Source organism: Streptococcus sp. C300, assembly GCF_000187645.1.
Lineage (GTDB): Bacteria > Bacillota > Bacilli > Lactobacillales > Streptococcaceae > Streptococcus > Streptococcus oralis_CQ.
This window is the reverse complement of record NZ_GL732470.1, coordinates 1-19,051: the sequence shown is the minus strand read 5'-3', so window position 1 is coordinate 19,051 and position 19,051 is coordinate 1. Positions and strand designations below refer to the sequence as shown.

At 40.6% G+C, this 19,051-nt stretch carries 12 protein-coding genes, 1 tRNA gene, 1 rRNA gene and 1 CRISPR repeat array; of the genes, 8 read left to right on the top strand and 6 right to left on the bottom strand.

Translation table 11 applies throughout. The annotated features are described in order from the left end of the window. Positions 1-24: 24 nt before the first annotated feature. Positions 25-1,845: direct repeats of the CRISPR family, unit length 36 nt; unit sequence GTTTTGGAACCATTCGAAACAACACAGCTCTAAAAC. 90 nt (positions 1,846-1,935) lie between these two features. From csn2 to HMPREF0849_RS08705, 6 genes are all read right to left on the bottom strand, one after another. Then, positions 1,936-2,598: a type II-A CRISPR-associated protein Csn2 gene (gene csn2 / locus HMPREF0849_RS08730; protein ID WP_000700133.1), complete on the bottom strand. Its 663-nt coding sequence runs from the start codon at positions 2,596-2,598 to the stop codon at positions 1,936-1,938. Next, positions 2,588-2,932, bottom strand: coding sequence for a CRISPR-associated endonuclease Cas2 (cas2, locus tag HMPREF0849_RS08725; RefSeq protein WP_002876413.1), 345 nt, complete (start codon positions 2,930-2,932; stop codon positions 2,588-2,590). The genes csn2 and cas2 overlap by 11 nt, the downstream gene beginning before the upstream one ends. Then, positions 2,929-3,795: a type II CRISPR-associated endonuclease Cas1 gene (cas1, locus tag HMPREF0849_RS08720; protein WP_000539860.1), complete on the bottom strand. Its 867-nt coding sequence runs from the start codon at positions 3,793-3,795 to the stop codon at positions 2,929-2,931. The genes cas2 and cas1 overlap by 4 nt, the downstream gene beginning before the upstream one ends. Next, a complete protein-coding gene (cas9, locus tag HMPREF0849_RS08715) occupies positions 3,795-7,928 on the bottom strand; it encodes a type II CRISPR RNA-guided endonuclease Cas9 (RefSeq protein ID WP_001060735.1) in 4,134 nt (1,377 codons plus the stop codon). Before cas9 ends, cas1 begins: the two co-directional genes overlap by 1 nt. Positions 7,929-8,448: 520 nt before the next feature. After that, positions 8,449-9,348 carry a UTP--glucose-1-phosphate uridylyltransferase GalU gene (gene galU, locus HMPREF0849_RS08710; protein WP_000811028.1) on the bottom strand — a complete coding sequence of 300 codons (900 nt, stop codon included), beginning with the start codon at positions 9,346-9,348 and terminating at the stop codon, positions 8,449-8,451. Between the two features lie 21 nt (positions 9,349-9,369). Next, positions 9,370-10,386 carry an NAD(P)H-dependent glycerol-3-phosphate dehydrogenase gene (locus tag HMPREF0849_RS08705; protein ID WP_000745024.1) on the bottom strand — a complete coding sequence of 339 codons (1,017 nt, stop codon included), beginning with the start codon at positions 10,384-10,386 and terminating at the stop codon, positions 9,370-9,372. 206 nt (positions 10,387-10,592) lie between these two features. Between HMPREF0849_RS08705 and HMPREF0849_RS08700 the strand changes: the two genes are divergently transcribed. The 8 genes from HMPREF0849_RS08700 to HMPREF0849_RS08660 all read left to right on the top strand — a co-directional run. Further along, complete coding sequence (locus HMPREF0849_RS08700) at positions 10,593-12,299, top strand: ABC transporter ATP-binding protein (protein WP_000905725.1); 1,707 nt, start codon at positions 10,593-10,595, stop codon at positions 12,297-12,299. Position 12,300: 1 nt separating this feature from the next. Next, positions 12,301-14,067 carry an ABC transporter ATP-binding protein gene (locus HMPREF0849_RS08695; RefSeq protein ID WP_000859998.1) on the top strand — a complete coding sequence of 589 codons (1,767 nt, stop codon included), beginning with the start codon at positions 12,301-12,303 and terminating at the stop codon, positions 14,065-14,067. A gap of 136 nt (positions 14,068-14,203) precedes the next feature. Continuing rightward, positions 14,204-14,893: a gamma-glutamyl-gamma-aminobutyrate hydrolase family protein gene (locus HMPREF0849_RS08690; protein WP_000124760.1), complete on the top strand. Its 690-nt coding sequence runs from the start codon at positions 14,204-14,206 to the stop codon at positions 14,891-14,893. Positions 14,894-15,061: 168 nt separating this feature from the next. Next, complete coding sequence (locus HMPREF0849_RS08680) at positions 15,062-16,411, top strand: glucose-6-phosphate isomerase (protein ID WP_000018250.1); 1,350 nt, start codon at positions 15,062-15,064, stop codon at positions 16,409-16,411. A 127-nt stretch (positions 16,412-16,538) separates the two neighbouring features. Then, positions 16,539-17,999, top strand: coding sequence for a glutamate--tRNA ligase (gene gltX / locus HMPREF0849_RS08675; RefSeq protein ID WP_000031042.1), 1,461 nt, complete (start codon positions 16,539-16,541; stop codon positions 17,997-17,999). A gap of 12 nt (positions 18,000-18,011) precedes the next feature. Beyond that, positions 18,012-18,446 carry a cytidine deaminase family protein gene (locus HMPREF0849_RS08670; RefSeq protein WP_000382004.1) on the top strand — a complete coding sequence of 145 codons (435 nt, stop codon included), beginning with the start codon at positions 18,012-18,014 and terminating at the stop codon, positions 18,444-18,446. 115 nt (positions 18,447-18,561) lie between these two features. Beyond that, positions 18,562-18,633 (top strand) — tRNA-Glu (locus tag HMPREF0849_RS08665). Positions 18,634-18,861: 228 nt separating this feature from the next. Continuing rightward, a 16S ribosomal RNA gene (locus tag HMPREF0849_RS08660) occupies positions 18,862-19,051 on the top strand; the annotation flags it as partial.

Genomic DNA, 19,051 nt, shown 5'->3' with positions numbered 1-19,051 from the left:
GCTTTTTACAACATATGTAAATTTGTTTTGGAACCATTCGAAACAACACAGCTCTAAAACTAACAGCGATGAAAGGGATAGTAGATGAAAGTTTTGGAACCATTCGAAACAACACAGCTCTAAAACCTGGTGAGGTCGGTATCGAAATTGAATGGCGTTTTGGAACCATTCGAAACAACACAGCTCTAAAACTCCAGAGTTTCACATCGTCTAATCAAATCCGGTTTTGGAACCATTCGAAACAACACAGCTCTAAAACCTGGTGAGGTCGGTATCGAAATTGAATGGCGTTTTGGAACCATTCGAAACAACACAGCTCTAAAACATTCTGTAACATTAACAGTAAACATTTGTTGTTTTGGAACCATTCGAAACAACACAGCTCTAAAACATTACCTGAACCCTAAAGGACGTAAGCACTAGTTTTGGAACCATTCGAAACAACACAGCTCTAAAACTGACACCATCTTTATCAGTCCCACCCTGCTGTTTTGGAACCATTCGAAACAACACAGCTCTAAAACAATAGCTCCAAGGTTCACCAATGTGGAAAAGTTTTGGAACCATTCGAAACAACACAGCTCTAAAACTATCTGAAATTCATTGTTAGCAACGCTTTCGTTTTGGAACCATTCGAAACAACACAGCTCTAAAACAAGGAGGCTCCCTATGAGCATGAAGTTTAAGTTTTGGAACCATTCGAAACAACACAGCTCTAAAACATCAATGCGTGGCATGACCACGGTAAGCACGTTTTGGAACCATTCGAAACAACACAGCTCTAAAACAGGAGGTTTTATGATTCGTTTCTCAGTATTGTTTTGGAACCATTCGAAACAACACAGCTCTAAAACCGGTTGTGGTTGCTGGTAGCTTGCTTGTGTGTTTTGGAACCATTCGAAACAACACAGCTCTAAAACTTATTCGGGGTGGTTAATTGTACCACCTTAGTTTTGGAACCATTCGAAACAACACAGCTCTAAAACATGACGCTGAACGAACGTCCTTTTCAAAGTGTTTTGGAACCATTCGAAACAACACAGCTCTAAAACATACGGACATCCACCCAATCTCCTGTAAATGTTTTGGAACCATTCGAAACAACACAGCTCTAAAACGAATCCATTCATCCAAACCACCAGCGGTTTGTTTTGGAACCATTCGAAACAACACAGCTCTAAAACTTGCTTATCAATAGTTGAGTTTTTGCTTATGTTTTGGAACCATTCGAAACAACACAGCTCTAAAACAAAGTCGACAAGCCTTACTTGAATGATTTAGTTTTGGAACCATTCGAAACAACACAGCTCTAAAACCGACTTGTGGCACAAATAACTTCATGCGACGTTTTGGAACCATTCGAAACAACACAGCTCTAAAACAATTCGTCATCTACCAAAGCTGCTTTTTGAGTTTTGGAACCATTCGAAACAACACAGCTCTAAAACAAGCGAATGGTCGTTTGGGGTTCACAGCTCGTTTTGGAACCATTCGAAACAACACAGCTCTAAAACAGGGTCACTGGGCTCTCTAAAATCACTTTAGTTTTGGAACCATTCGAAACAACACAGCTCTAAAACATTACCGCCCTGTACCCCTATTGTGATAGCGTTTTGGAACCATTCGAAACAACACAGCTCTAAAACCCATTCCATAAAAGTCAGATAAGAATTTTTGTTTTGGAACCATTCGAAACAACACAGCTCTAAAACAGGGTGGATGTGGTCAAGCTACAAGCTATGGTTTTGGAACCATTCGAAACAACACAGCTCTAAAACAGTAACCGCTGACTTTGGTACAGGAGAGCTGGTTTTGGAACCATTCGAAACAACACAGCTCTAAAACCTCGTAGAAAAATTTTTCTCACGAAATTTCGTAATCGCGCCATTCGTCCCAGCCAGACTCCAGCTCGTTAGGTTCCAATTGTTACTCTTATTATACCATATTTTCGGGGTTCAAGAAATAGTCTTGATCCAGCACATACTGCGGAAAATCATAGACTTTTCGAGGTTCGACAAATAAAACCCTTAGTTGATTTAGTTGGATATACTCTATCAGATTTACTAACTCATCCTTTGATAGATAGGCGGATGCATTGATAAAAATAAGGAGTTTCTTTTTAGAAAGATATTTAAAAACTTGGACAATCTCTAGCATCTTTTCGAAAGGTGTATCACTTAGGGTTTCGACTTTGACACCAAGTGCATCGATTAACTCTAGAATGGTAATTTCATCATACTCTAGGTCTAACTCGTTTTCCAAACATTCAAATGCTAGCAATTCTGTAATCGTAGCAACCAACTTTTCAATCATGGACTTGACTTCGGGTTTGTCATTGAGCTGATTTTCTAAATCAGCATGTATCAGCTTGAGCATGGCAGGTGAGTTTAGATTGTATCCTAAGACATCCGTTATCACTAGTAATTCAGATTCTTTCAGAGCTTTTAGATTTCTATCAAACAACTTTAATTCTCCATCATCAGTGTACTGGTAGAACTGCTTGACGATAGTTGAAAAGGTAAACTGGTCTTCCAACACTAAAAAGGTTGCATTTTCAATAGCTAATGGTTCGTCTAATAGCGGAAAATTAATCTTCATCTCTAGGCTCCTCTCCTAGAAAAACCAAACGTGCGTCGGAGTTTGCTACGCTGGTATTTCGCTCGCCATTTAAGTAAATCATACGAGAAAACTGCTTTTCTGTAACGGTTAAGAGAGTAATGTTTCCTTTTTTAGGATTATGAGTCTTGAGTCGCTCAATCATGGCGTTATTAGCAGAGTTGTTGAGCAAGAGCTTGCTATAGATGGAGAATTGGTGCATAATAAATCCCTCATCTATGAGGAACTTGCGAAATTTCCGATAGGCCTTGCGTTCCTCTACGGTATCAACGGGCATATCAAACATTAAAATCATACGCATATATCGATAACTCATATCCTAAACTCAGGAACTCCTTTCTCTGGTTGATTGAGAGCTTGGATAACTTTCTTAGTATAGTCGCTGACGATATTGGACAGGTACATATCTTTGCCATTGTAGTGGAAGGTGTCTGAGAAAATAGTAAAAAGCTCTCGTTTGATTTTGACAAAAGAACTGTTTCGATTTTCATAGACGATTCTGTCAATAATCGGACGGAAAGGCTCCATAATATCGCTAGCGAGGTTGAATTGATTAAACTGATTAGCATGTTTCAATCCAAACTGAGTCATACAACCAGACAACACAATTTCACGCGCAAACATACTCAAAATTAAGGTGTAACCATAGTCCAAGGCAGCATTGACATCATTATCTTGTTCACGGCTAAAATCGTTTCCAAACAAGGTGTTAAAATAAATCCGAGCAGCATGACCCTCACGATTGCTAGGATCAAATAAATCCAACCCATGATAGAGATCGATGACTGACTGGCTCTTTTCCAGAAAACCACAACTCCCCAGATAAAAAGCCTGATTGAGAATCTTTTGTGCAATGATGGTTGTCCAGATTTCCGCCTTTACATCTTCATTCCAAGCAATTTGCCGAGAGAGTTGCAAACTGGAATCGTGACGACCGTAGTAGGGCATTAGGTATGCCGTTGGCAAGCGTTTGTCATCACAAAAGATGACTAGAATATTTTCATCCACCAAACGTTTAATCAGCATAGTGGAGAGAACGATATCCGTCGTCTCTAAAAGTAGGATGTCCACCTCGGACAGGTGAATCAACTCTGTCCGAGAGGCATCTTTAAAAATCAAGTGATTGTTCTTGTAGGAGAGCTTAGAGTGCGTATTGACAACAACGGTTCTCCATCCCATTAGTCTTCTCCTAGTTTGCTTAAGTCAATCCGAGTCTCGTAAAGACCAGTGATGGATTGGTGGATGAGGGTGGATTCTATTATTTTTTTCACCATTTTATCGCTGTCAGTGAATTGCCATCTTTTTATAGGTAATGATAACGTATCATCGAATATTATTTTTTTCTGTCCAGCATTAATATTAGTAAAAGATAAAGTGGTGATGACCCTATTCATAATATTTCTACATTCCTCAATAGTTTGGTTATTGGTTAAAATAAGCTCATCATACTGTTTTTTATTAACCAAGTCTGTTGCTAACATAAATTCTAGAAATTGATTCCAAATTGATTGTATAAGTTGTTGATTGTTTTTTAACAAGCTATCGTGCTCATTTTTATCCAAAGTGGTATATTGAGAAATCAGTTTCATTTGTTTAGTAGTGACAAAAATCTGATTTGCACGTTTCAATTCTTGATTGCTAACTATAAATCTCCTATAGGTTCCGTATTTATGTTTAAATTCCAATACAGTATACTTAACTAATTTTATTACATGTGAAACATTGTTGATTCCTAGATTTCTTAAATATAAATTAGGGTCTCTTTCAAATTCTAATTTAGTAAGCACTGGAATGCCGACCATTGTGTTTTTAATTTTATTATTTTGCTTGTATGTTACCAGAACGGAATAAGCGATTGTAGGTCTTGCATAACCGCCATACTTTTCAGGTGATAGACCGGATTTGATTGGGATTAGTTTACTTGCGTCAACTACTTTTTTCTTGGACACAATATTATTATCAAACAGACCTCCATTTTGTCCAACGGTTTGTTCTTCTGTCTTCTTCACAATATTCACCTGCGGAAGTGAAAGAACTTTTTTGATTGTAGCGAAATCTTTTTCCTTATTCCAAGCGATTTCTCCAGTGTCTTTAGAGTATTCGATATTTTCTCTTTTTACGATGGTTCCGTCTGCGTAATGCACCTCTTCTTTAAAGAAGTTCAACAAGTTTGAGTAGAAGAAATACTTTTCAGTTGCTTTTTCGACTTCTTTAGGATCTTTGGATCTTGAGATGTATCTCTTAAGATCGTACTTTTGATAGTCACCATAAACGAATTCAGGCTCTAGTTTAGGATATTTCTTAAGGATGGCCTTAGCAACCACTGCATTTAAATAGGCATCATGCGCGTGGTGGTAGTCATTGATTTCCCGCACCTTGTATAACCCAAATTCTTTACGGAAGTTGGAAACCATGTTGGATTTCAAAGTGATGATTTTGACATTACGGTTCTTCTTATTCTTCTCAGTCACTTCTTTATTGAACCGAGCATCCAAGATCTGAGCAACATGTTTTGTGATTTGGCGTGTTTCAACTAGTTGGCGTTTGATAAAGCCAACTTTATCAAGCTCATTTAGCCCGCCTCGCTCTCGCTCTGCTTTGGTTAGATTATTATATTTACGTTCTGAAATCAATTTAGAATCCAATAATTGTTGCCAAAAAGCTTTCATCTTTTCAACTACTTCAAGACTAGGAACATTATCGGATTTCCCACGATTATCCTTTGAACTCGTCAAGACACGGTTATCAAGAGAATCATCCTTGATAAAGGCCTGTGGGATGATGTGGTCAATGTCATAGCTGCTCAGTTGGTTGATATTAAGAGCTTCTCCAGTATACATATCCTTCCCATTTTGGAGATAGTAAAGGAAGAGACGGTCATTTTGAAGTTGAATATTATCTGTTGGATTCTCTTTTAATATGTTTGAATCAAGTCCAGAAGCTAAATTTTTTAATGAATCTTCAATGCGCTTATATCTCTGTTGGGAATTCTTTTTCCCTCTGGCAGTAGTCTGATTTTCTCGTGCCATTTCAATCACAATAGACTCGGGAGCATGGCCCATAACCTTGACAAGTTCATCAACAATCTTAATACTTTGTAAAATTCCCTTTTTGATGGCAGGACTTCCAGGAAGATTTTGAACAACTTGTCGTAAATTATCTGTGTCACCCACAACTTGTGCTTTTTGGATAATTTCAGTGAAAGAAAGTTCATCATCTTTTATTAACTGCATAAAGTTACGATTGCTCTTGCCATCATCCATCAAGTAGTCAAGAATAGTTTTCCCCGTTTGTTTATCCCTGATACCGTCAATCAATTTGGCAGAGAGTTTACCCCAACCAGTGTAATGTTTACGAGACAGTGCCTTAATCACTTTCTCATCAAATATAGAATTATATTGAGCAAGTCGTTGCTTAATCATTTCTCGATCTTCAAAAATTGTGAGAGTATGGATAACATTTTCAAGAATATCTCCATTTTTAGGATCATCCATAAATTCTTTATCTCTGATAATTTTTAGTATGTCATGATAAGTGGATAGACTAGCGTTAAATTGTTTTTCAATTCCTTTTAGTTCGATTCCATCGTAGTTATCAATCTTTTGTAAACAATCGATGATATCATCTTCAGTTACTTTTCTTTTCTTTTTGAATAATTGATTGATAATTTTCTTTTTCTGTCCACTGTCAAGGAATTGATAGTCTCTCATTCCTTCTGCAATAAACTTTACTTTTGTTAATTCATTATAGACAGCAAATGTTTCATACAAGAGACTGTGTTTAGGCAAAACTTTTTCTTCTGGCAGATACAAGTCATAGTTAGTCATCTTATTGATGAAGTCTTCCGCAGAGCTTGCTTTATCAACGATTTCTTCAAAATTCCAAGGTCGGATTGCTTGGTCGGAATTTCGAGTAAGCCAAGCAAAATCACGATTGCCACGAGCCAATGGACCAACGTGGTAAGGAATACGGAAGGTCAAGATTTTCTCTATCTTTTCTTTATTTTCCTTCAGGAATGGATAATGTTCTCCTTGTCGACGGAGAATGGTATTCATTTCTTGAAGATGAATTTGATGAGGAATAGAACCATTATCAAAGGTGCGTTGTTTTCTCAAGAAAACTTCACGTTCGATTTTATCAAGGAAATAATCTGCTCCGTCGAATTTAGAGAGAAGATTTTTGATATATTTGTAAAATGCTTCTTGTGTGGTCTTACCATCGATATATCCAGCATACCCATCTTTTGATTGGTCAGAAAAAACTTCAACATATTTTTCTGGAAGATTGGTTTTGATGAATTGTTTTAAAACTGCCAAGTCTTTTTGGTGATTTTCATAGCGCTCAATCATAGATGCTGACAGTGGAGCCTTGGTTGAAGGATCTGTGACAGTCAAAATGCCTGACAGAAGAATCGCATCATAGAGTTTTTTAGCGGCCACGAAAAGGTCTGCAAAGTCATCTCCAATTTGTTCGAGCAAGTTTTCCAAATCCTCATCATAGGTATCTTTAGAGAATTGTAGTGGAGCTTTTTCTTCTAAGTCAAAATGTTTTTTAAAATCAGCCTGATTTCCTACAATTAACTTGAGAAATTCGGAAAACAAACCAGTGGACTTTTCATCAGGAAAGAGTTTTAGAACGCGCTCTCTCTTTGCAGATTTACTAATTTTATCGGTAAAAATTGTTTCTACTTGTGCGTTTTGCCCACTAAGTGAACTTCCTTCAAAGGTGTTGTCGTAAATGCTTATAAACTCGTTAAAGATTTTTTGAATATCATTATTTTTTATATCGAAAGCTTCTTCATATAAAAAATGCCCACGGTATTTAATCATATGAGCTAATACTAGATAGATCAAGCGCAAGTCAGCTTTTTCTTTCGAATCAGCCAGTTGCTTTCTCAAATGATAGATAGTTGGAAATTGCTTATGGTATTCTTTTTCTTCTACCAAGGTAGCAAAAATAGGGTATTTACTCCCTCTTTTATCCTCAGGAATTAAAAAGGAGTCATCCAATCGATGAAAGAAACTACTATCTACCTTGCTCATTTCCTCAGCAAAGATTTCTTGAAGATAGCGAAGACGATTTTTCCGGCGAGTATAGCGACGACGTGCAGTTCGTTTAAGGCGTCTAGCCTCAGCAGTAGTTCCCTCATCAAACAATAGAGCCCCGATGAGATTTTTCTTGATAAATCGTTTATCGGTATTACCCAGAACTTTCATCTTTTTCGATGGGACTTTATAATCGTCAGTGATAACGCTCCATCCGACGCTGTTAGTACCAATATCAAGTCCGATAGAGTAAGGTTTATTGTTCATTTAGTGTTCTCCTTTGAGTTATACTCTTTAAGCTCTTATCAGCAAACGCTAATATATTAACCTTGGCTAAATTATATATCTTTTGACTATTAAAATCAAGAAATTGTAAAACGTTTTCAATGTGTAAATTTTTAAATCGTTATAAAATGAAATGTTATTCTATTTTATAGAGATTTCTTCTTGCAATTTTTAAAAGAATGGTATACAATACAAGTGTTGGAACTATTCGAAACAACACAGCAAGTTAAAATAAGGCTTTGTCCGTACACAACTTGAAAAAGTGAGCACCGATTCGGTGCTTTTTATTTTATTATACAAACTTATTGTGGTCCCATTTTTATAAAAAATAATATCGTAGCGCTTTGATGTAGTTTGAGACCAATTCGGTGGAGCTTTTAAGTGGGTTGACTGAGCAATACAGATTTCTTTTTAGGTAATAGATGTTTTGAAGAATAGCAATACAAAATAAAAAGAACTGGGATAATTAACTATCCTAGTTCTTTTTATATGGAATATTCTTCTATTCCCCCTCAGCTAACTCTTTTCCGAGTTGAATGAGGTAGTCTTTCAGGTCGTCTTTGACTTGTGGGTGTTTGAGAGCGTAGTCGATGGATGTTTTCATAAAGCCAAACTTATCTCCGACATCGTAACGAGCTCCCTTGAATTCACGAGCAAATACACGTTGTGTTTTATTGAGGGTATCGATTGCATCTGTCAGCTGAATTTCATTTCCTGCACCTGGAGCTTGATTTTCGAGGATTTGGAAAATTTCAGGAGTAAGGAGGTAGCGTCCGATGATAGCAAGGTCGCTAGGAGCATCCTCTGGTGCAGGTTTTTCAACGAAGGTTTCAACGCTGTAAAGGCCGTCTTTTCCTTCCCCTTGCGGGGCAATAACCCCGTAAGCAGAGACTTCGTCGTGAGGGACTGGCATGACAGCGATAGTAGACGCGTGGGTACGCTCGTAGTCATCCATGAGTTGTTTGGTAAGTGGAACAGCCTTTTCGTTCGTGATATCCATCAAGTCATCACCAAGCATAACGACAAAAGGTTCATTTCCGACGAAAGCTTTGGCTTGCAAGACAGCATCTCCGAGACCACGTGGATGCGTTTGGCGGATAAAATGCAGGCGCATGCCGGTTGTTTCATCAACTAGCTTCAGAAGATCTGTTTTCCCTTTTTCTTTGAGGTTGTATTCCAATTCGAAGTTTGAATCGAAGTGGTCCTCGATAGAACGTTTTGACTTACCAGTAACAACCAAGATGTCTTCGATGCCAGACTTGAGGGCTTCTTCAACGATAAACTGGATAGTTGGCTTGTCTACGATTGGCAACATTTCCTTGGCCAAGGCCTTAGTTGCTGGGAGGAAACGGGTTCCCAATCCAGCGGCAGGGATGACTGCTTTTCTGACTTTTTGTTTCATGATGTTCCTTTCTATAAAGGTCTATGACCATTCGTTTTCTGCTTTAAATTCATTGCTCATGATGTCAGTGATTGCTTCTTTGATATTGACACCTTCGTAGATGACTCGGTAAATAGCTTGTGTGATTGGCATGTAGACACCCAATTCCTGAGCCAGCTCGTAAGCTGCTCGAGTTGTTGAAATGCCTTCGATGACCATACCCATGTTTGCTTCGATGTCTGCGAGGGATTCTCCACGACCGAGAGCATCACCAGCTCTCCAGTTACGAGAGTGGATAGATGTCCCAGTTACGATCAAATCCCCAACTCCAGAAAGGCCGCTATAAGTCAGAGGATTAGCTCCAAGAGCGACACCTAGACGGGTGATTTCAGCCAAGCCACGGGCAATGATAGCCGCCTTGGCATTGTCGCCAAATCCTAGACCATGTAGTGCCCCAGCACCAACTGCAATGATGTTTTTGAGAGCACCAGCGGTTTCAACCCCGATAACATCCGTATTAGTATAGAGACGGAAGTAGTGATTGCTAAAGAGATTTTGGACGTACTGAGCAGTTTCGAGGTCTTTAGAGGCTGCTGTAATCAAGGTAATATCCCGTACAATAGTTTCCTCAGCATGGCTCGGTCCTGAAACAACGACGATATCACTGCGAAGGTCAGCTGGGATTTCCTCTTCAAGAATGGTTGATAGACGTTTGTGGCTATCTGGTTCCAATCCTTTGGAGGCATGCATGATGACAACCTTGTGATCAAGTACCTTTGCTACTTGTTGGGCAACCAGTCTCGTTACTTTTGTTGGGACCACAAATAAAACAGCATCCACATCCTTTAATGTTTCTTCCAAATCATGATAAGCTTTGATTTTTTCGTCGAGTAGGATATCTTTGAAATAGCGTTTGTTTGTATGTTGGTTATTGATTTCATCAATTTGGTCAGAAATATTTCCCCAAATTCGAACCTCGTGTCCATTGTCGTTTAGGACCTGCGAAAGGGCAGTTCCCCAAGAACCAGGACCCAAGACAGCGATGGTTTGTTTCTTCATCTTTTCCTCCTTGTAAGAGTTCTTCCTTTCATTTTACCATAAAAAGCCTTTTCATGCATCACCTGTGGATGAAAGCGCACTAATTTATAACAAGGAGACTTCTTTGACAAGATGCCTCTTTTTTGCTAGAATAGCATCAATATGAACGAATGAGAAGGAGCTGACGCAGGATGTCGCTCCCTTTATCTATTTTATTAGGAGGAAATATGCTCATTAAAAAAATAAAAACCTATAAATGGCAAGCCTTGGCATCCTTAATAATGACAGGCTTGATGGTTGCGAGCTCGCTCTTGCAACCGCGCTATTTGCAAGAGGTGTTAGAGGCTTTGTTGGCCGGTCAACATGAGGCTATTTATAGTATTGGCGCTTGGCTGATAGGAGTAGCCCTAGTCGGTCTGGTTGCAGGTGGGGTCAATGTGACACTTGCAGCCTACATTGCTCAAGGAGTGTCTTCGGACCTTCGGGAAGACGCTTTTCGCAAGATTCAGACTTTTTCTTATGCCAATATCGAGCAGTTTAATGCGGGTAATCTTGTCGTTCGTATGACCAATGATATCAACCAAATTCAGAACGTGGTGATGATGGCTTTTCAAATCCTTTTCCGTCTCCCTCTTCTCTTTATCGGTTCCTTTATCTTGGCGGTTCACACTCTTCCGTCACTTTGGTGGGTGATTGTCCTTATGGTGCTCTTAATCTTTGCACTAACTGCCATCATGATGGGGATGATGGGACCACGTTTTGCTAAGTTTCAAACCCTTCTTGAACGGATCAATGCTATTGCCAAAGAAAATCTACGTGGTGTGCGTGTGGTTAAATCCTTTGTGCAGGAAAAAGAGCAGTTTGCTAAGTTTACCGAAGTCTCAGACGAGCTTCTCGGCCAAAATCTCTATATTGGCTACGCCTTCTCGGTAGTGGAACCCTTCATGATGCTAGTCGGCTATGGCGCAGTCTTTCTCTCAATCTGGCTGGTGGCTGGAATGGCTCAGTCAGATCCATCTGTTGTGGGCTCTATTGCTTCATTTGTCAACTATCTCAGCCAGATTATCTTTACCATCATCATGGTTGGATTTTTAGGAAATTCTGTCAGCCGTGCCATGATTTCTTTGCGTCGTATCCGCGAAATTCTAGATACTGAGCCAGCGATGATCTTTAAAGATCTCCCAGATGAAGAGTTAGAAGGAAGTCTCTCTTTTGAAAATGTGACCTTTACCTATCCCAATGATGACGAGCCTATGCTGAAGAATGTAACCTTTGATGTTGCGCCTGGTCAGATGGTGGGTGTGGTTGGGGCTACTGGAGCAGGGAAGTCCACTCTAGCTCAGTTAATTCCACGACTTTTTGATCCACAGGAGGGATCTATCAAGATTGGTGGCAAGGATATTCGAGACGTTAGCGAGGGAACTTTGCGTAAAACAGTTTCCATTGTCTTGCAACGTGCTATTCTCTTTAGCGGGACCATTGCAGATAATCTTCGTCAAGGAAAAGGCAATGCCAGCGTGTCAGAAATGGAACGTGCAGCACGGATTGCCCAAGCCAGTGAATTTATCGGACGCATGGAAAACAAATTTGAGAGTCAGGTCGAAGAACGTGGCACCAACTTTTCTGGTGGACAAAAGCAACGGATGTCCATTGCCCGTGGGATTGTCAGCAATCCCCGTATCCTGATTTTTGACGATTCGACTTCAGCCCTAGATGCTAAGTCAGAAAGACTCGTACAGGAGGCTTTGAACAAAGATTTGAAAGGGACAACAACCATTATCATCGCTCAAAAAATCAGTTCAGTCGTCCATGCAGACAAGATTTTGGTCTTGGATCAAGGGCGATTGATTGGAGAGGGAAGGCATGCAGACTTGGTTGCTAGCAATGCCGTCTACCGTGAAATCTACGAAACACAAAAGGGAAAGGAGGAATAAAATGAAAACCGTTCGATTTTTCTGGAATTATTTTAAAGTTTACAAGCTCTCCTTTGTCATTGTGATTCTGATGGTTGCGGTGGCGACAATTGCCCAAGCCCTCTTTCCTGTTTTTTCAGGCCAAGCAGTAACAGAGCTCGCTAATCTGGTTCTAGCTTATCAAAATGGGAGTTCAGAACTAGTCTGGCAAAGTTTGTCAGCTCTGATGCTGAATCTAGCTCTGGTTGTCCTTACCTTGGTGGTATCCAGTTTGATTTACATGACCTTGATGACCCGTGTGATTGCTGAGTCAACAAATGAGATGCGTAAGGGCCTTTTTGGTAAACTTTCCCGTTTGACAGTTTCTTTCTTTGACCGCCATCAGGATGGGGATATCCTTTCTCGCTTCACGAGTGACTTGGATAACATCCTTCAAGCCTTCAATGAAAGTCTAGTTCAGGTTATGAGCAATATTGCTCTTTACATCGGTTTGATTTTTGTCATGTTTTCAAGAAATGTGACGCTAGCCCTGATAACAGTAGCCAGCACCCCGGTGACCTTTCTCATGTTGGTTTTCATCGTGAAAATGGCCCGCAAGTACACCAATCTCCAGCAAAAAGAGGTTGGGAAACTCAATGCCTACATGGATGAAAGTATTTCAGGTCAGAAAGCTGTTATCGTACAAGGAATTCAAGACGACATCGTAGCAGGCTTTGTGGAGCAAAATGAGCGCGTGCGCAAGGCAACTTTCAAAGGGAGAATGTTCTCAGGCATCCTCTTTCCAGTTATGAATGGGATGAGTTTGGTCAATACGGCTATCGTCATTTTTGCAGGTTCGGCTGTCTTGCTGAAGGATCCAAGTATCGAAACAACGACAGCCCTAGGTTTGATCGTCATGTTTACCCAATTTTCTCAGCAGTACTACCAGCCGATTATCCAGGTGGCTGCGAGTTGGGGGAGCCTTCAGTTGGCCTTTACTGGAGCGGATCGTATCCAAGAAATGTTCGATGCAGAAGAAGAGATTCGCCCGCAAAATGCACCAGCCTTCACGGAATTGCGAGAAGGTGTTGAAATCAGTCACATTGATTTCTCTTATGTGCCAGACAAGCCGATTTTAAAAGATGTTAGCATTTCAGCTCCTAAGGGGCAGATGATAGCAGTTGTTGGTCCGACTGGTTCAGGGAAAACGACCATCATGAACCTCATCAATCGTTTCTACGATGTGGATGCAGGCAGCATTTGTTTTGATGGCAAAGACATCCGTGACTACGACTTGGACAGCCTGCGGAGTAAGGTCGGTATTGTCTTGCAGGATTCGGTCTTGTTTAGCGGAACAATCCGAGACAATATCCGCTTTGGTGTGCCAGATGCCAGTCAGGAAATGGTCGAAGTAGCTGCCAAGGCAACTCATATTCATGACTACATTGAAAGCTTGCCTGACAAGTATGATACCCTTATTGATGATGAGCAAAACATCTTCTCAACTGGTCAGAAACAATTGATTTCCATCGCTCGAACCTTGATGACAGATCCTCAAGTCCTAATCTTAGATGAGGCGACTTCCAATGTGGACACCGTAACAGAAAGCAAAATTCAACATGCCATGGAGGCAGTTGTAGCAGGTCGAACCAGTTTTGTCATTGCCCATCGTCTCAAGACCATCCTCAATGCCGATCAGATTATTGTCCTCAAAGATGGGGAGGTCATTGAACGTGGAAATCATCACGAGTTGCTCAAACTTGGCGGTTTCTACTCAGAACTGTATCACAATCAATTTGTCTTCGAATAGAAAAGTTGTTCATATTGGGCAGCTTTTTCTTATCCATAAAAAATACTTATCACGGTCTTTAAAAAAACATATTAGACAGGAAAGGGTTGGAATGATAAGATAAGACTGTCGCAAGAAAATCGAAAGGAGACATGTCATGGCTAGAACGGTTGTAGGAGTTGCTGCAAATCTATGTCCTGTAGATGCAGAAGGGAAAAACATCCACTCATCTGTATCCTGTAAATTTGCAGAGAGCATTCGTCAAGTCGGTGGTCTTCCTTTAGTAATTCCTGTAGGGGATGAGTCCATTGTTCGCGATTATGTGGAAATGATTGACAAACTCATCTTGACAGGTGGACAAAATGTCCATCCTCAGTTTTATGGAGAGAAAAAGACCATTGAGAGCGATGATTACAACCTTGTACGCGATGAGTTTGAACTAGCCCTCTTGAAAGAAGCGCTTCGTCAGAATAAACCAATTATGGCAATCTGTCGTGGGGTTCAGCTGGTCAATGTTGCTTTTGGCGGCACTCTCCACCAAGAAATTGAAGGTCACTGGCAAGGCTTGCCTTTTGGAACATCTCATTCTATTGAGACGGTAGAAGGGAGTGTGGTGGCTAAGTTGTTTGGAAGAGAAAGTCAGGTCAACTCAGTCCATCGTCAAAGTATCAAAGATCTGGCACCTAATTTCCGTGTAACTGCTATTGATCCTCGAGATCAGACCATCGAAGCGATTGAGTCTATCGATGAGCATCGCATTATCGGTTTGCAGTGGCACCCAGAGTTCCTGGTCAATGAAGAAGATGGCAATTTAGAATTATTTGAGTATTTATTAAATGAATTGTAACGGTTAGAGTCTCTAGCCGTTTTTATTCGTTCTTTCAGATTTTTTATATTTTAGCAAATTTACGCAAACGTTTGAATTCTGATAAAAATTGGGCAAATTCAATAAAAAAGCTTGAAAAAATCGAAGGTAAGCGTTATGATAGAAAAGAAGAAATTTTGGAGGATTATCATGTCACATATTAAATTTGATTATTCAAAAGTTTTAGACAAATTTGTTGCCCCACATGAAGTGGAATACATGCAAGCACAAGTAACAGCTGCAGACGAATTGATCCGTAAAGGAACTGGTGCTGGTAGCGACTTTTTGGGTTGGTTGGACCTTCCTGAAAACTACGACCGCGAAGAATTCGACCGCATCTTGAAAGCTGCTGAGCAAATCAAAACAGATAGCGATGTCTTGGTTGTAATCGGTATCGGTGGATCTTACCTTGGTGCCAAAGCAGCCATCGACTTCTTGAACCACCACTTTGCTAACTTGCAAACAAAAGAAGAACGTAAAGCGCCACAAATCCTTTACGCTGGAAACTCAATCTCATCAACTTACCTTGCTGACTTGGTGGAGTACGTAGCTGACAAAGACTTCTCAGTAAACGTGATTTCTAAATCAGGTACAACAACTGAACCAGCTATTGCTTTCCGTGTCTTCAAAGAACTTTTGGTTAAGAAATACGGACAAGAAGAAGCTAACAAACGTATCTACGCAACAACTGACCGCCAAAAAGGTGCTGTTAAGGTTGAAGCAGATGCTAATGGTTGGGAAACATTTGTAGTTCCAGATGACATCGGTGGACGCTTCTCAGTATTGACAGCAGTTGGATTGCTTCCAATCGCTGCATCAGGTGCAGATATCAAAGCCCTTATGGAAGGTGCCAACGCAGCTCGTAAAGACTACACTTCAGACAAGATTGCTGAAAACGAAGCATACCAATACGCAGCAGTTCGTAACATCCTTTACCGTAAAGGTTACGCTACTGAAATCTTGGTAAACTACGAGCCATCACTTCAATACTTCTCAGAATGGTGGAAACAATTGGCTGGTGAGTCAGAAGGGAAAGACCAAAAAGGAATCTACCCAACTTCAGCTAACTTCTCAACTGACTTGCACTCACTTGGTCAATTTATCCAAGAAGGAACTCGTATCATGTTTGAAACAGTTGTCCGTGTGGACAAACCACGTAAGAACGTGATCATTCCTACTTTGGAAGAAGACCTTGACGGACTTGGTTACCTTCAAGGAAAAGACGTTGACTTTGTAAACAAAAAAGCAACTGACGGTGTTCTTCTTGCCCACACTGACGGTGATGTGCCAAACATGTACGTAACTCTTCCAGAGCAAGACGCTTTCACTCTTGGTTACACTATCTACTTCTTCGAATTGGCAATTGCCCTTTCAGGTTACTTGAATGCCATCAACCCGTTTGACCAACCAGGTGTTGAAGCATACAAACGCAACATGTTTGCCCTTCTTGGAAAACCAGGATTTGAAGAATTGAGCAAAGAGCTTAACGCACGTCTATAATAGAAGAAAAGAGTGGCTTGTCCACTCTTTTTACTCTCTTTATTCGTAGACATTGGACTCAGGCGAGACTTGTGATATAATATAGAAAGCAAAAAGGCAGACGCCTAGAGACTTTATAGGAGAAACTATGTCAAAAGATATCCGCGTACGCTACGCACCAAGTCCAACAGGACTACTACACATCGGAAATGCCCGTACAGCATTGTTTAACTACCTTTACGCACGCCATCATGGTGGAACTTTTATCATTCGTATCGAAGATACTGACCGTAAACGTCACGTTGAGGACGGGGAACGTTCACAGCTTGAAAATCTTCGCTGGTTGGGGATTGACTGGGATGAAAGTCCAGAAACTCATGCAAACTACCGCCAGTCTGAGCGTTTGGACTTGTATCAAAAATACATCGACCAATTGCTAGCTGAAGGAAAAGCCTACAAATCTTACGTCACAGAAGAAGAGTTGGCGGCTGAGCGTGAACGCCAAGAAGCAGCTGGCGAAACACCACGTTACATCAATGAATACCTTGGTATGAGCGAAGAAGAAAAAGCAACTTACATCGCAGAACGTGAAGCAGCCGGTATCATCCCAACTGTTCGTTTGGCTGTTAACGAGTCTGGTATCTACAAATGGCATGATATGGTCAAAGGTGATATCGAGTTTGAAGGTGGCAACATCGGTGGTGACTGGGTTATCCAAAAGAAAGATGGTTACCCAACTTACAATTTTGCCGTTGTGATCGATGACCACGATATGCAAATCTCTCACGTCATTCGTGGTGATGACCACATTGCTAATACACCAAAACAACTTATGGTCTATGAAGCGCTTGGTTGGGAAGCACCTGAGTTTGGTCACATGACTTTGATCATCAACTCTGAAACGGGTAAAAAATTGTCTAAACGGGATACTAACACCCTTCAGTTTATCGAAGACTACCGTAAAAAAGGCTATTTGCCAGAAGCCGTCTTTAACTTTATTGCCCTTCTTGGTTGGAATCCAGGTGGCGAAGATGAAATTTTCTCTCGTGAGGAATTGATTAAACTCTTTGACGAAAACCGCCTCAGCAAGTCTCCAGCTGCATTTGATCAGAAGAAACTAGACTGGATGAGCAACGACTACATCAAGAGAGCCGATCTAGCTACTATCTTTGAAATGGCTAAACCTTACTTAGAAGAAGCAGGGCGTTTGACTGACAAGTCTGAAAAAATGGTGGAACTATACAAACCACAAATGAAGTCAGTGGATGAAATCGTTCCATTGACAGATCTTTTCTTCTCAGATTTCCCAGAGTTGACAGACGCTGAGCGTGAGGTCATGGCAGGAGAAACCGTTCCGGTTGTTCTAGAAGCCTTCAAAGCGAAACTAGAAGCAATGACAGATGAAGAATTTGTGACAGAAAACATCTTCCCACAAATCAAAGCAGTTCAAAAAGAAACAGGTATTAAAGGGAAAAACCTCTTCATGCCGATTCGTATTGCTGTATCAGGTGAAATGCATGGACCAGAATTACCAGACACCATTTTCTTACTCGGACGTGAAAAGTCAATTCAGCATATCGATAATATGCTGAAAGAGATCTCCAAATAAAAAGGACTTCCGATGGATACATGGGAAAAGATGTATGAAGAAGCACGAACCTTATTCAATCCCCATGAAGTTTCTGACTTTGTTTATGCTAACCATGTTGTTGCTGCGGTAGAAGCAGAAGATGGTCAGATCTTCACAGGATTTTGTATGGAGGGCACTTGTGGCGTTTTTCATCTCTGTGCAGAACGAGCAGCTCTCTTCAATATGTATCAATTTTCAGGACAAACTAAAGTTAAGAAAATCCTCGCCTTCCGAGATAAACCTCCCTACGGAGAAGGATCAGGTATGCCCTGTGGCGCTTGCAGAGAATTTCTCTTAGAATTGAATGCTGAGAATAAAGAAGCAGAGTTCATGATGGACTACGAAACAAGAAAAACAATTAAGGTTGCCGAATTGATCCCTTACTGGTGGGGGGAGGAACGTGCGACTAATTGGCAAGATAAATAAAGGGAGTCAGTTTAACTGGCTCTTTTTCCTTATCTTTTCAGAATTTCGATAAAGAGGAAAAAAGTCCTTGACAAAGGTGGAAAAGTAGGTATAATAGAAAGAGTTGAAAAGCTCAGGTCCGTTGGTCAAGGGGTTAAGACACCGCCTTTTCACGGCGGTAACACGGGTTCGAATCCCGTACGGACTATGGTGTATTGTGGCTAAAAAAACTTGAAAAAAGTTTAAAAAATCTGTTGACAGAGGCAGGTAGCTGTGATATACTAATATAGTTGTCGCTCGAGAGAATGAGTGACAAAGACCTTTGAAAACTGAACAAGACGAACCAATGTGCAGGGCACTATAACTAAGGTTATAGTACTGAACAATGAAAAAACAATAAATCTGTCAGTGACAGAAATGAGTGAGAACTCAAACTTTTAATGAGAGTTTGATCCTGGCTCAGGACGAACGCTGGCGGCGTGCCTAATACATGCAAGTAGAACGCTGAAGGAGGAGCTTGCTTCTCTGGATGAGTTGCGAACGGGTGAGTAACGCGTAGGTAACCTGCCTGGTAGCGGGGGATAACGTAGTTGGAAACGATAGCTAATACCGCATAATAGTAGATG